A 13506-nucleotide genomic window follows, 5' to 3' on the forward strand; every position below is an offset into this window, starting at 1 on the left:
ACATGGAATTCACCGAACTTGCCGACTATGCGATTCCCAGTGGATCGCTCGTCGAATGGCTTCCGTGCGCAACCGGTCAATGGACGCCTGATCCGCGCCCGGCGTCGTACATCCACGAGGCGCACCTGCAGCGCTCGTCCGCGGGCGCGGGCGGGCAGTCCTGGCTCGGAACGGCGTTCGAGATCCCCGGACCACTCGATCTCGAGGCTTTCCGAATTACCTTGCAGCAGTGGATCGATCGGCACGAAGTTCTTCGCTCGCACACGTCACTCGATACCGAGTCGGGTGAGATCATTCGGCACACGGTTCCCGTGAACGGAATCGACATCGGCGTTGTCGATCACGGATACAACTCGCCGAGCCAGGTCAACTTCGAACACCTGCACCGCCTGTTCGACGAGTTTGCGTCACCGCACAGTTGGCCGTCGTACGTGTTCGCGACCCTCACACCTCGAACCGACGACGGCCCCTTCACAGTGTTCTTCGCGGCCGATCACTCGATCATCGACGGTTTTTCCATCGTCCTGATCGCACACGAGATCGCGTCGCTGTATCGCGAGAATCTGACGGGCCAGCCTGCCAACTTGTTCCCGGTCGGCAGCTACGTCGATTTCGGAGCACAGGAACGCCAGCAGATGGCCGATCAAGACGCCGAGGACGCCGCTCTCGACGTCTGGCGAGAGGCCATGGAAGACGGCGGACTCCCCCAGTTTCCACTGCCTATCGGCGACCGGGGTCCGGAGTCCCAGAACGGGCTATCGACGTGGCTTCTCGACACCGATCAGTCGAAGGCGTTCAGCGCCAAGTGCGCCGCGAGCGGGGTCGGCTACTTCGCGGGACTGCTCGGCCGCCTTGCCGCCGTCGGACATGACGTCGCCGGGGTCGATCATTTCCGGGTCGTGACGCCGATCCACACTCGCACCGCTCAGGAATGGGCCGGCGCGCTGGGGTGGTTCGTCGGTTTGTGTCCACTGGACATCCCGATTGATTCCGACCGCTCCTTCGACACTCTCGCCGAGCGGGCTGCCACATCGATGTCCATGCGCAAACCGGCGGCAGCGATACCGTTCGATCGCATCGGAGAGAAACTCGGAACTCCGATCCGGCCTCGATTTGTGGTGTCCTACATGGATGTTCGATTTGTCCCGGAAGCAGCACAGTGGCCGGAATGGAAGGCACGCGCGCTGCGCAGCAAGGCATACACCCATGACGTCTACCTCTGGATCAATCGAACACCACAGGGTCTCAATCTGGCCGTGCGCTATCCCAACAACGACACCGCAAACTCGTCGGTGCACAAGTATGTGGCGGCGTTCCGTCGAGCGATCGAAGAAACGGTCGTCGGCAACGAAGAGAAGAACCCGACAAACGACGCTCCCGGCTACTCGTCGGTAGCTTTGCAAACCGTTTCGTGAACACGGCCCAGGTAGACCGATCCGGTTACAACCTGCATCGAAGCGATGAATACACTCCGAAGCGATGCCAGTAAAACTCCGACGGTGACTGCTCCGTCAGTGCACCGAGGAGACAGATAATGCGAACTACAGGAGGCTCAGTGCCCAGTCATGCCAGCGCGCACATTACGAAGGTGCTTGTCGCAAACCGCGGTGAGATCGCGGTGCGGGTCATTCGGGCAGCCAAGGACGCCGGCTACGGCAGCGTCGCTGTCTACGCCGAACCCGATGCCGACGCACAGTTCGTGAAGCTCGCAGACGAGGCGTTTGCCCTCGGTGGACAGACCTCCGCCGAGTCCTACCTCGTATTCGACAAGATTCTCGACGCAGCCCGTAAGTCCGGCGCCGACGCCATTCACCCGGGCTACGGCTTCCTCTCCGAGAACGCCGACTTCGCCCAGGCCGTCATCGACGCGAACCTCATCTGGATCGGTCCATCACCGCAGTCCATCCGCGACCTCGGCGACAAGGTCACCGCTCGTCACATCGCCGAGCGCGCCAAGGCTCCGATGGCAGCCGGCACCAAGGACCCCGTCAAGGGTGCCGACGAGGTCGTCGCGTTCGCCAAGGAATTCGGTGTACCGGTTGCCATCAAGGCAGCATTCGGCGGCGGTGGACGCGGCATGAAGGTCGCCCAGACCATCGAGGAAATCCCCGAGCTGTTCGAATCCGCTACCCGTGAGGCCATCGCCGCCTTCGGTCGCGGCGAGTGCTTCGTCGAGCAGTACCTCGACAAGGCGCGCCACGTCGAAGCTCAGGTCATCGCCGACCAGCACGGCAACGTTGTTGTTGCCGGTACCCGCGACTGCTCGCTGCAGCGTCGTTTCCAGAAGCTCGTCGAAGAGGCTCCGGCCCCCTTCCTGACGGACGACCAGCGCGCACGCATCCACGCGTCCGCCAAGGCGATTTGCAAGGAAGCCGGCTACTACGGCGCCGGAACGGTCGAGTACCTCGTTCAGGGCGACACCATCTCCTTCCTCGAGGTCAACACCCGCCTGCAGGTCGAGCACCCTGTCACGGAAGAGACCGCAGGCATCGACCTGGTGCGTCAGCAGTTCCTCATCGCCAACGGTGAAGAGCTCTCCATCAAGGAAGATCCCACCCCGCGTGGACACTCCTTCGAGTTCCGCATCAACGGCGAAGACGCCGGCCGCGGCTTCATGCCCGCCCCCGGCCCCGTTTCCGTCTACCGTGAGCCCTCGGGCCCCGGCGTCCGCGTCGATTCCGGTGTTGTTGCCGGCGACGTCATCGGCGGCCAGTTCGACTCCATGCTCGCCAAGCTCATCGTCACCGGCGCCAACCGCGAAGAAGCCCTCCAGCGTGCTTCTCGCGCTCTGGCCGAGTTCGAGATCGACGGCCTCGCGACCGTCCTCCCGTTCCACCGCCACATCGTCGAGAACCCGGCATTCGTCGGCAACGGCGAGAAGTTCGACATCTACACCAAGTGGATCGAAACCGACTGGGAAAACACCATCGAGCCGTACGCCGGTTCCGGTGCACCGGTCGACGACGAGGACGAGGCTCTGCCGCGTCAGAACGTTGTCGTCGAGGTCGGTGGACGTCGTGTCGAGGTTTCCCTCCCGGGTCAGTTCTCGCTCGGCAACGGCGGCGGCGCAGCATCCGGTGCCATCCGCAAGAAGCCGAAGGCACGCAAGCGCGGCGGCGCGGGCGGCGGCGCAGCATCCGGTGACGCCGTCACCGCTCCGATGCAGGGCACCGTCGTCAAGGTTGCCGTCACCGAGGGCCAGGAAGTTGCCGAAGGCGACCTCATCGCTGTCCTCGAGGCCATGAAGATGGAAAACCCTGTCAACGCGCACAAGGCCGGCATCGTCACCGGACTGTCCGTCGAAGCCGGCGCAGCCATCACTCAGGGCACGGTTCTGGCAGAACTTAAGTAAGGGGCCTCCGGCCCGTGTGCGCCTTTCCGGTAGTTCCCACTACCGGAAAGGCGCACAGTCGTTTGAGTAGGCTGTCACTCATGGCTGATGTTCCCGACATTCGTATCGGCACTGCTGAACGTGAGCAGGCATTGACGGCGCTGACCGAGCATTTTGCAGCCGGTCGCCTCACTGTCTCGGAGTTCGACGAGCGCAGTGGAATCGTCACGGCTGCAACAACTCGCAGTGAACTCGCTCCGGTTTTCAAGGATCTTCCCGATCCCGTTCCATCTCCCGCCGCCACATCAGCTTCGGTTCCAGCGCGGAAGTTCGACCCCGACTGGTCCGGTCGCATCATGGCGGTCATCCCGATTCTTGCCCTCATCCTCTTCTTCGTCACCGGTACGTGGCTGTGGTTTCTTGCCATTCCACTGGCCGGCGCGCTGCTGTTCGGGACGGACAAAGAACGCAAGAAGAAACGTCGCGACGACAGGAATTCCTGAATTCATGGACCCGATAGAGATCAATGCGGGCGCGTGGTATCTGCGAGCGTTGCGCTCGGACGAACGCGTCGACGACCGACCGGCGCTTGCCGACGGAGGGATCAGCGACCCCGGTTACGTAGATCTCCGGACATCTCAGTGGGCCGAGAACACCGTCTACTCGTGGGCGGTGTGCCAACCGAATACCGGTGAACTTCTGGCGGAGGTTCTGCTGACGCCCCGCGGCGCCACTGCCGAACTCACCGGTTGGGCAAGATCCGGCCACGACGACGCTCTTGCTACCGCAACTGATGCGGTTTCGCGTTTTGCCGAGGGCGCCCTCGAACTCACGGTGACGCGCGGATGACGTACAACCGGTACTGGCCACTCGCCATCGCTGTGGTGATCGCACTGATCATGTTGTTCTCCCCCGGATCCACCGTTCCGTCCGGGCCGGAGAACAGCGACAAGGTCACCCACACATTGATGTTCGTGGTTCTGGCGATGACGTCGTTGCACGCCAGAATCCCCTGGTGGCTCACGGCGCTGTGGCTGATCGCCTTTGCCGCGGTGTCCGAAGTCCTGCAGGGAGTCCTGCCGATTTCCCGTTCCGGTTCGGTGTGGGACGCGGCCGCCGATCTGGTCGGTATCGCGATCGGCATCGGGATCGTCGCCGCCGTCGGATACCGGCGACGCGCCCGCGCCGTCTAATCCGCGATCAGCCGATCAGGTTGCCGCGCAACCGAGTCTGAGTGTCCTGGTCGATCTTGAGCCCGTCGGTGAAATACGCCTCGATGGAACCGTGCACCGATTCCAGTTCGGCAAGCGATGCCTCCAGGTACTCGGGCCGTACCCCCAGAACGCCTTCGAGCAGCGTCGGGTCACCACCCGTGGCGGCAAATTTCTCGAAGAGCGGCGCGAACAGCGGTAGCAGGACCGTGTTCGTCAGCAGGTAGTCCTCGAACACCGCGTCCTTCGACGCACCGAGGAAGAGCAACAGCGCCGCCGCGGCCCATCCCGTCCGGTCTTTACCCGTCGTGCAGTGAATGAGTGCCGGCGCACTGGTTGGCTCTGCGAGATCGAGGAACAACTGGCGGTACGACGCCACCGCGCTGGGCAGGGTCACAAAATCGCGGTAGCTGCCTTGGAAGTACTCGAGCGCCTGCCCGCTTCCCAGCAACTCTGACGCGGCCCGGGGATCGGCGATCATTTGCTGCATCTGGGCCGGGATAGCTCGATACTGCTTGTCCGCCAATACGTCCAGTCCGAGTTCCCGGATTCCGGCCGGGGTCCGGTCCGGTGCTGTTTCGCGCTCGGAGGCGGTTCGCAGGTCGTAGATCGTGGTGACGGCCAAGTCGGCCAGCGTCTGCTCGCCTTCTTTGCTGAGCGACGCTAGATCGGTGGAGCGGTACACCGCGCCGGTTCGCACCGAACCGCCGAATCGGGACTCCGGTCCCCCGATATCACGCAGGTTCGCGAGCGAAGGAACAACGGAAGACAGCTTCGGATTGTCAGTCATACCTACGAACATAGGCGATGACACCCTCACGACTTATGACACTCGCGACAATTGCGACGTACGATCGCCCGTAATTGCTGCGCTACATTTCCGAAACATGTTCGGATAATGCTGTGGACATGCCTACAACGAATTCCAGCGGTCTCGATGCGTTCAACGCACTCGCAGACCAATCGGTGCGCAAGGCTCTGCTCGACTGTTGCCACTCCGACGCCTGGGCGAACTCGCTCGCGGCGGCACGGCCCTTCGCGAGCCTCGACGCTCTGCTGGACAGCGCGGATTCCGTGCTGCGCGACCTACCCGAATCCGAGATCGACAAAGCCCTCGCGGGGCACCCGCGTATCGGTGAGCGCACCGAGAACGCGTCGTCGAGTCGCGAACAGGCCGCGGTATCCACGGCCGGCGCCGACGTCCTCGAGCAGTTGCGCATCAAGAACGCCGAGTACGAGGACAAGTTCTCGCACGTCTACCTCGTCTGTGCAAGCGGTCGGTCGGCCACCGAACTCCTCGACATACTCCAGAAGCGACTGGAAAACGATCCGGAGTCCGAACGCCGCGTGCTACGAATCGAGTTGGCCGCTATCAATCGCATCAGACTCACCCGTCTGATCGACTCGTTGTCCGGAGATGATGCATGAGCAAGGTACTGAGTACACACGTCCTCGATGCGACAACCGGCAACCCGGCCGAAGGTGTCCACGTCCAGCTCTGCGGGCCGGACGGTTCGCCGATTTCTCAGGCCCACACCGATTCCGACGGCCGGGTCGCCGAACTTGCCCCAGACGGCCTGACTTCCGGCACCTACCGCCTGATCTTCGACACCGGAACATATTTCGAGTCGATCCAGCAGGAAAACTTCTACCCGGAAGTGACAGTGACCTTCCGGATCGACGACACGAGCCGTGGCTATCACGTCCCGCTGTTGCTGTCCCCCTTTGCCTATTCCACCTATCGCGGGAGCTGAGAACCACTGTGAACACCATCAACACCACCACCGCACCGCTCTCCGGGACCATCGAACTCACCGGGCACCAGTACGGCAAGGCCGAGAATCGTGTTGTCCGGATCTACCGCGACACGCCGCGCCACGAGATTCACGATGTCAACGTTTCCACCTGTCTGCGAGGCGATTTCGCCGATGCCTACCTCACCGGCGATCAGTCGAAGGTTCTTCCCACCGATACTCAGAAGCAGACCGCGTATGCCTACGCCAAGGAAAAGGGCCTGATCTCGATCGAGTCGTACGGCCTCGAACTCGCATCGCATTTTGTCGACGACATCGAACCGGTGACGGGCGCACGGATCGAGATCGAGGAGTACGCCTGGGAGCGCGCGGTGGTCGACGGCGCCGAGCACGATCACACCTGGATTCGCAAGGGTCAGGAAGTGCGAACCGCGTCGATCACGCACGACGACACCGGAACCTGGGTGATCGGCGGCCTGAAGGACCTGGTTCTGCTCAAGTCCACCGACAGTGAGTTCTCCGGGTTCCTCCAGGATCCGTACACAGTCCTCGAACCGACGCAGGACCGCGTCATGGCCACCACACTGGTGGCGCAATGGCGATTCACCACCACAGACGTCGACTGGGAATCGGTGTACGTGGCCATCAAGGCACAGATCGTGAAGCAATTCGCGACGGTGCACTCACTTGCGTTGCAGCAGACCTTGTTCCAGATCGGCAAGGCGATCCTCGAGGACTTCCCGATCATCGCGGAGGTGCGGCTGTCCGCGCCTAACAAGCACCATTTCGACTACGCGCTCGGCCGTTTCGGTATCGAGAACGACAACGAGGTGTTCCATGCCGCGGATCGCCCGTACGGCCTGATCCAGGCCGCCGTCAGCCGCTCGGACGCACCGGACGCCGGCCCATCGTGGACAACGTACGCCGGATGGCTTTCGTGACCGACTTCGTCATCAACAGTGCAAACTCCGTGACCGACTTCGTCATCACGGGTGCTCATGTCGTCACCATGGACGGCGCCCGTACCGAATTCACCGACGGGTACGTAGCAGTTACCGGGAATATGATCACGGCCGTCGGCCAAGGGCCGGCTCCGGAGTTTCCCGGGGCACGTACCATCGACGCCCCCGGTTGCCTCGTGACGCCGGGCCTGGTGAACACGCACCATCACCTGTACCAGTGGATCACTCGCGGCCTGGCTGCCGATTCGACGCTGTTCCAGTGGCTGACCACGCTGTACCCGATCTGGGCGGGGATCGACGCCGACGCAGTGCATACGGCCGCAACCGGTGGCCTCGCCGCGCTGGCGAAGACGGGATGCACCACCACCACCGATCATCACTACGTGGTCCCACGCGATGCCGGTGACGTGTTCGAAGCGGAGATCACCGCGGCAGCCCAGGTCGGCCTGCGATTCCATCCGACGCGGGGGTCGATGGACCTCGGGCAGAGTTCCGGCGGACTACCGCCTGATCACGTCGTGGAGAAACTGGACGACATCCTCACCGGCACCGCGTCGGTCATCGACCGGTGGCACGACCCCAGCCCCGATTCGATGCTGCGGATCGCGGTGGCACCCTGCTCCCCGTTCTCGGTCACCGAGGCGTTGCTCCGTGAGTCCGCGGTTCTGGCCCGGGATTCCGGCGTCCGAATGCACACCCATTTGGCGGAGACGCTGGACGAGCAGGACTTCTGCGCAGAACTGTTCGGCTGCACGCCGATGGAGTACATGGAGCGAGTCGGCTGGGTTGGCCCGGACGTATGGTTCGCGCACGCCGTCCACCTCGACGATTCCGCGATCGAGACGATGGCGCGCACGGGAACCGCTGCGGCACACTGCCCTACGTCCAATGCGCGACTCGGCGCCGGGATCGCGCGCACCCGCGATTTGCTGGACGCCGGTGTCACCATCGGGCTCGGAGTCGACGGCGCGGCCAGCAACGAGGCGTGCAGTTTGGTCGAGGAGTCGCGCCACGCCCTCCTGTTCGCTCGCGCTCGCGGCGGCCCCCAGGCTTTGACGGTTCGCACCGCCCTGGAACTCGGGACCATCGGGGGCGCGAGGGTTCTCGGCCGTGAGCACGAGATCGGCTCCCTCGAAGTGGGAAAACTGGCCGACCTCGCGGTGTGGGATCTGAATACGCTCGCGCACACCGGCATCACCGACCCGGTCGCGGCGTTGGTGCTCGGCTCGACACCACCGTTGAAACTTCTGATGGTGAACGGTGCGGTTGTGGTCGCCGACGATCGGGTAACCACGATCGACGAGGACGTCGTCGCATCGGACGTTGCTCGCGCTCACCTCGACCTGGTGCGAAAGGCCGGGTGAGCCGACAGTGGATCTGCACACGGTCGATCAGGTTCTGGTGCCGGCCACTCGGACCGATCTGCCCGGTCCCTCGACCGGTGTCGGATTCATCGGAGGCGGCACTTGGCTGTATTCCGAACCTCAACCTCATCTGAGCACGCTTGTCGATCTGGCCGGCTTCGGCTGGGAGCCGCTCACAGTCACCGAACATGGCCTCGAGATTGCCGCGACCTGCACCATCGAGGAACTGTGCCGCTCCGAACTTGTGGCACAGTTCCGGGCTCAGCAGTTGTTTCGGGACTGCGCGGACGCGCTGCTTGCGTCGTGGAAAGTGTTGCGCCACGCCACCGTCGGCGGAAACATCGCTCTGTCGTTTCCCGCCGGCGCCATGACCACGATGGCCGTCACTCTCGACGGCGAATTGACCGTGTGGCGTCCGGGCAGCGGCGAATACCGTGTGGCCGTGAAAGATTTTGTGACCGGAAACGGCACCAACGCGCTGGGCGTCGGCGACATCATTCGGTGCATCACTCTCCCCACTCGGTCGCTGCTCGCCCGCACCGCATTACGCAAACTCGCTCAGACCTCACTCGGACGGTCTGCCGTTGTCGTAGCGGGCCGAAAAGACGTCGCCGGTTTCACACTCAGCGTCACGGCGGCAACGCGGCGGCCCCACGTGCTGCGATTCGACGCCCACCCGAGCGCGTCCGAGTTGGCCGACGCCCTTCGCGTGATCCCAGCCGACTGTTATTTCACGGACGTCCACGGCAGCGCACCCTGGCGTGAGTCGATGACAGCACTACTGGCCGAAGAGGTCAGGGAGGAACTCACATGAAGTACTCCGTCGACGGGGTTGCCCGCGACGACGAACCACGTCCGGGACAGTGCTTGCGGACGTTCCTGCGCGAGCACGGCGTAATGTCCGTCAAGAAGGGGTGCGACGCCGGGGATTGTGGCGCGTGTTCGGTACTGCTGGACGGCACGCCCACGCATTCGTGCATCTTCCCGGCGCACCGCATCGACGGGCACGAGATTGTGACCGCAACCGGTCTCGGCACTGAAGACGATCTGCACCCGGTGCAGCAGGCGTTTGTCGACGCCGGCGGATTTCAATGCGGATTCTGCACCGCAGGCATGGTGGTGACGGCGTCGGCGCTGACACCCGCTCAGAAGGAGAACCTGCCGGCGTCGATGAAGGGAAACCTGTGCCGCTGCACGGGGTATCGCTCGATCCGCGACGCTCTGGCGGGCGCGAAGAACGTCGAGGACGCGGATCGCTCTGTAGCTCAGGGCCGTTCCATTGCGGCCCCGGCTTCGAGTCGAATCGTCACCGGAACAGAACCCTTCACTCTGGATCTGGCCGAGGGCGACGTCCCTTCGGGCTTGGTGCATGCAGCGGTTCTCGGCAGCCCGCACCCCCATGCGTATGTCAAGGAGATCAACACTGACGCAGCACAGTCCGCGCCAGGTGTCGTTGCCGTTCTGACCTATCTCGACAGCCCGGATGTTCTCTTCTCCACAGCGCGCCATCAGAACCGCACCGACGATCCGGACGACACCCGCATCTTCGACCGCACCGTACGTTTCGTCGGTCAGCGAGTTGCCGCTGTCATTGCAGAGACACCGCGGGACGCACAGCGCGCGCTCGCGCTGATCGAGGTCGACTTCGAGGTTCGCGCAGCTGTCTTCGATCCGGAGCCCGCTCGCGCGCCCGGCGCGCCGCTTCTGCACGCGGACAAGGATATGTCCGCGCGTATCGCCGAGCCCACTCGCAACATCGTCGCCGCACTCCACGACGGAGTGGGCGACGTCGAGAAAGCCCTGAGTGCATCCGCTGCCGTTGTCGAAGGCACGTGGCAGACCGCTCGGGTTCAGCACGTTGCCATGGAGACGCACGCCGCGGTGGGATGGCTGGACTCCGGTGGCCGGCTTGTCATTCGCAGCAGCACGCAGGTGCCGTTCCTGGTTCGGGACGAGTTGGCACACATCTTCGGTCTCGCCCGCGAGGAAGTCCGCGTGTTCACCGCGCGAGTGGGTGGCGGTTTCGGCGGCAAGCAGGAAATGCTGACCGAGGATCTTGTTGCCCTTGCCGTCCGGAAGACCGGCCGACCGGTGCAGTACGAGTTCAGTCGCAGCGATCAGTTCACGATGGCCCCGTCGCGGCATCCGATGCGGGTGTCGGTCCGGTTGGGCGCTGACGAGCATGGCCACCTGAACGCGCTGGCGATCGACGTCCTCTCCGACGCCGGCGCATACGGCAACCATTCCGTCGGAGTGATGTTCCACGGCTGTGCGGAATCTATTGCCGTCTACCGTTGCCCGACCAAACGCGTCGACGCCGAGGCCGTGTACACGAACAATGTGCCGTCTGGTGCGTTCCGCGGCTACGGCCTGGGGCAGATCATCTTTGCCGTCGAATCCGCGATGGATCAACTTGCTCGGAAACTCGGCGTCGACCCGTTCGAGTTCCGTCGACGCAACGTGGTGGTTCCGGGAGACGACTTCGTGGACTGGCACGTCGAGGACGGCGACCTCGAGTTCGGCAGTTACGGTCTCGATCAGTGTCTGGACCTGGTCGAGCGCGCGCTGTCGAGCGGACGAGGGCAGACGCCGCCAGACGGACCCCGGTGGAAAACGGGGCAGGGCATGGCCGTTGCGATGATCGCCACGATCCCGCCGCGCGGACACTTCGCCGACACCACGGTCACCCTCGAGGCCGACGGGCGCTATGTGGTCCGGATCGGTACCGCCGAATTCGGTAACGGGACAACAACAGTTCATCATCAGATTGCCGCCACCGAATTGCGAACCACCGTCGATCGCATCGTGATCGCTCAATCCGACACCGACATCGGTGGACACGACACCGGCGCCTTCGGTTCGGCCGGCACCGTTGTGGCGGGCAAGGCTCTCCAGATCGCGTGCGAACGCCTCCGTGATCGGATACTCGCACGAGCACAATCACTGTGCGTCGGTCCGGTCGAACTCGCGACGGACGGTGTAACCACCACAACCGGCTCTGTCGGTTTCCCTGCACTCCTCGACGGCGGACCGCTCTCGACCGACGGCCACCATGACGGCTCGCCGCGGTCGGTGGCGTTCAACGTCCACGGCTTTCGGGTCGCGGTGGATACAGCAACGGGCCGGGTCGTCATTCTGCAGTCGGTCCAGGCTGCCGACGCCGGCACCGTGCTGAACCCCGCACAATTGCGTGGGCAGGTGGAAGGTGGTGTGGGACAGGCACTCGGCGCAGCGATGTTCGAGGAGATCGTCATCGAGGACGGGCATGTGGTGAATCCGCAATTGCGCAACTATCACGTTCCGCAGTTGGCGGATCTCCCGATCACCGAGGTTCTTTTTGCCGATACCTACGACAAGTTGGGACCATTCGGCGCCAAGTCCATGAGCGAAGCGCCGTTCAATCCCGTTGCCCCGGCACTGGCCAACGCTATCTTCGACGCGGTGGGTGTTCGGTGCCGCGCCACTCCGATGACACCGGATCGGATCTGGGCCGAGCTCACGCGGTAAGTGTGTGCAGTACCCGCTCGACGGCGTCCACCGCTGCGTCCAACTCACCGGTTGTCACGGTCAGCGGTGGACGGAACCGAATTCCGCGTTGCCCGCTCGGCAGAATGAGGACATGCTCGTCGTCGCGAAGCGCGGTCACCACCCGGTCGCGTAACTCGGTGGCGCTCAGGGTGATCGCGCACATGAGGCCACGTCCGCGGGGTTCGGTGACCTCGTCGAACCTTTCGCTTGTCGCGGTCAGTCGCTGAAGTAGGTGCGCGCCGGTGAATCGAACCCGGTCGATCAACCGGTCGCGTTCGATGACCTCGAGAATGCGCCGGGCACGCACCATGTCGGTGAGATTGCCGCCCCACGTCGAGTTGATCCGCGAGCTGATGTGAAAAACGTTGTCGTGCACCTCGTCGACACGGCCGCCTGCCATGATGCCGCAGACCTGAGTCTTCTTCCCGAAGGCCACGACGTCCGGTGCCAACCCCAATTGTTGGTAGGCCCAGGGCGTTCCGGTTGATCCGCACCCGGTCTGCACCTCGTCGAGAACGAACAATGCGTCGTTCTCGCGGCACAATTCCTGCATCGCCTGGAGAAACTGGGGCCGGAAATGGTGGTCACCACCCTCACCCTGGATCGGTTCGGCGATGAAACAGGCGATGTCGTGCGGATTCTCGTGAAATGCCTGCCGGGCCTGTGCCAAGGTTTCCTGCTCGACAGCCTCGATGTCGCGGCCGTCCGCGACATAGGGCGAGGTGATCCGAGGCCAGTCGAACTTGGGAAACCGGGCAACCTTTTCCGGATCGGTGTTGGTGAGCGACATCGTATAGCCACTGCGCCCGTGGAAAGCCTCGGTCAGGTGCAAGACCTTGGTCCCGAGATCCGGTGAGCGCCCCTCACTTTCGTTCCGTCGGCTCTTCCAGTCGAACGCCACCTTCAGCGCATTCTCCACAGCAAGGGCGCCGCCGTCCACAAAGAACAGATGCGGTAACGCCGGATCGCCAAGTACCCGAACGAAGGCGTCGACAAATCGTGCCATCGGCACACTGTAGATGTCGGAATTACTCGGCTTGTTTGCTGCAACCATTGCCAATTCGCGCGAGAATGCCTCGTCGTCGGCAATGTCCGGATGGTTCATTCCGAGCGCCGACGACCCGAAGAACCCGAACATGTCCAGATAGTCGACACGGGTGCGGAGATCTTGTAGATACACACCGTGCGAGCGTTCGAGATCGAGAACCAGATCGAATCCGTCCGTGAGGATACTGGCAGACAGGACCTCGAACACCGGGAAATCCGCACTGCCGTCGAAGCCTTGCGTCGCGGTACTCATACGCAAAGATTAAGTCAAAATTATTGCCATGTCGATGATTAGATGGAAAAATTACT

The 13506-nt window shown here is 63.3% G+C and carries 13 protein-coding genes; 11 read left to right on the forward strand and 2 right to left on the reverse strand.

What is annotated here, in order from left to right; all coding sequences use genetic code 11:
- The first annotated feature begins 2 nt into the window (after positions 1 to 2).
- From EEB13_RS02810 to EEB13_RS02830, 5 genes are all read left to right on the forward strand, one after another.
- A complete protein-coding gene (locus EEB13_RS02810) occupies positions 3 to 1415 on the forward strand; it encodes a condensation domain-containing protein (RefSeq protein WP_033231229.1) in 1413 nt (470 codons plus the stop codon).
- Positions 1416 to 1555: 140 nt separating this feature from the next.
- On the forward strand, positions 1556 to 3352 hold the full coding sequence (locus EEB13_RS02815) for an acetyl/propionyl/methylcrotonyl-CoA carboxylase subunit alpha (RefSeq protein ID WP_033231230.1): 1797 nt from the start codon (positions 1556 to 1558) through the stop codon (positions 3350 to 3352).
- A gap of 80 nt (positions 3353 to 3432) precedes the next feature.
- Positions 3433 to 3834: a DUF1707 domain-containing protein gene (locus tag EEB13_RS02820; protein WP_092801241.1), complete on the forward strand. Its 402-nt coding sequence runs from the start codon at positions 3433 to 3435 to the stop codon at positions 3832 to 3834.
- A 4-nt stretch (positions 3835 to 3838) separates the two neighbouring features.
- Positions 3839 to 4180, forward strand: a complete 342-nt coding sequence (locus tag EEB13_RS02825; protein WP_092801244.1) for a hypothetical protein — start codon at positions 3839 to 3841, stop codon at positions 4178 to 4180.
- Positions 4177 to 4524: a VanZ family protein gene (locus EEB13_RS02830; RefSeq protein WP_045070628.1), complete on the forward strand. Its 348-nt coding sequence runs from the start codon at positions 4177 to 4179 to the stop codon at positions 4522 to 4524. Before EEB13_RS02825 ends, EEB13_RS02830 begins: the two co-directional genes overlap by 4 nt.
- A 7-nt stretch (positions 4525 to 4531) precedes the next feature.
- On the opposite strand, the gene EEB13_RS02835 is transcribed toward EEB13_RS02830, so the two are convergent.
- Positions 4532 to 5332 (reverse strand): tyrosine-protein phosphatase, encoded by an 801-nt coding sequence (locus EEB13_RS02835; protein WP_045071165.1) that lies wholly within the window; start codon positions 5330 to 5332, stop codon positions 4532 to 4534.
- 119 nt (positions 5333 to 5451) lie between these two features.
- On the opposite strand from EEB13_RS02835, the gene uraD reads away from it, so the two are divergent.
- From uraD to EEB13_RS02865, 6 genes are read left to right on the forward strand one after another with little or no spacing between them, the layout of a single operon-like run.
- Positions 5452 to 5970, forward strand: coding sequence for a 2-oxo-4-hydroxy-4-carboxy-5-ureidoimidazoline decarboxylase (gene uraD / locus EEB13_RS02840; RefSeq protein ID WP_045070631.1), 519 nt, complete (start codon positions 5452 to 5454; stop codon positions 5968 to 5970).
- Positions 5967 to 6296, forward strand: coding sequence for a hydroxyisourate hydrolase (gene uraH, locus EEB13_RS02845; protein ID WP_092801250.1), 330 nt, complete (start codon positions 5967 to 5969; stop codon positions 6294 to 6296). Before uraD ends, uraH begins: the two co-directional genes overlap by 4 nt.
- 17 nt (positions 6297 to 6313) lie before the next feature.
- On the forward strand, positions 6314 to 7237 hold the full coding sequence (gene pucL / locus EEB13_RS02850; protein WP_141485522.1) for a factor-independent urate hydroxylase: 924 nt from the start codon (positions 6314 to 6316) through the stop codon (positions 7235 to 7237).
- On the forward strand, positions 7225 to 8622 hold the full coding sequence (locus EEB13_RS02855; RefSeq protein ID WP_141484528.1) for an 8-oxoguanine deaminase: 1398 nt from the start codon (positions 7225 to 7227) through the stop codon (positions 8620 to 8622). The genes pucL and EEB13_RS02855 overlap by 13 nt, the downstream gene beginning before the upstream one ends.
- Positions 8623 to 8629: 7 nt before the next feature.
- Positions 8630 to 9436: an FAD binding domain-containing protein gene (locus EEB13_RS02860; protein ID WP_033231237.1), complete on the forward strand. Its 807-nt coding sequence runs from the start codon at positions 8630 to 8632 to the stop codon at positions 9434 to 9436.
- Positions 9433 to 12129 (forward strand): molybdopterin-dependent oxidoreductase, encoded by a 2697-nt coding sequence (locus tag EEB13_RS02865; protein WP_141484529.1) that lies wholly within the window; start codon positions 9433 to 9435, stop codon positions 12127 to 12129. The genes EEB13_RS02860 and EEB13_RS02865 overlap by 4 nt, the downstream gene beginning before the upstream one ends.
- Here the strand turns inward: EEB13_RS02865 and lat are convergent.
- Positions 12119 to 13450 carry an L-lysine 6-transaminase gene (gene lat, locus EEB13_RS02870; protein ID WP_033231239.1) on the reverse strand — a complete coding sequence of 444 codons (1332 nt, stop codon included), beginning with the start codon at positions 13448 to 13450 and terminating at the stop codon, positions 12119 to 12121. The two genes, EEB13_RS02865 and lat, sit on opposite strands and share 11 nt — an antisense overlap.
- Positions 13451 to 13506 lie beyond the last annotated feature (56 nt).

This window comes from Rhodococcus sp. WS3 (assembly GCF_003797085.1).
GTDB classification, from domain to species: Bacteria; Actinomycetota; Actinomycetes; order Mycobacteriales; family Mycobacteriaceae; genus Rhodococcus_F; species Rhodococcus_F globerula.

Excerpts from the sequence above, each read along its gene's own strand:
- EEB13_RS02810 (WP_033231229.1), top strand. The coding sequence starts at position 3 with ATGGAATTCACCGAACTTGCCGACTATGCGATTCCCAGTGGATCGCTC.
- EEB13_RS02820 (WP_092801241.1), top strand. The coding sequence starts at position 3,433 with ATGGCTGATGTTCCCGACATTCGTATCGGCACTGCTGAACGTGAGCAG.
- EEB13_RS02825 (WP_092801244.1), top strand. The coding sequence starts at position 3,839 with ATGGACCCGATAGAGATCAATGCGGGCGCGTGGTATCTGCGAGCGTTG.
- EEB13_RS02830 (WP_045070628.1), top strand. The coding sequence starts at position 4,177 with ATGACGTACAACCGGTACTGGCCACTCGCCATCGCTGTGGTGATCGCA.
- EEB13_RS02835 (WP_045071165.1), bottom strand. The coding sequence starts at position 5,332 with ATGACTGACAATCCGAAGCTGTCTTCCGTTGTTCCTTCGCTCGCGAAC.
- uraD (WP_045070631.1), top strand. The coding sequence starts at position 5,452 with ATGCCTACAACGAATTCCAGCGGTCTCGATGCGTTCAACGCACTCGCA.
- uraH (WP_092801250.1), top strand. The coding sequence starts at position 5,967 with ATGAGCAAGGTACTGAGTACACACGTCCTCGATGCGACAACCGGCAAC.
- EEB13_RS02855 (WP_141484528.1), top strand. The coding sequence starts at position 7,225 with ATGGCTTTCGTGACCGACTTCGTCATCAACAGTGCAAACTCCGTGACC.
- EEB13_RS02865 (WP_141484529.1), top strand. The coding sequence starts at position 9,433 with ATGAAGTACTCCGTCGACGGGGTTGCCCGCGACGACGAACCACGTCCG.
- lat (WP_033231239.1), bottom strand. The coding sequence starts at position 13,450 with ATGAGTACCGCGACGCAAGGCTTCGACGGCAGTGCGGATTTCCCGGTG.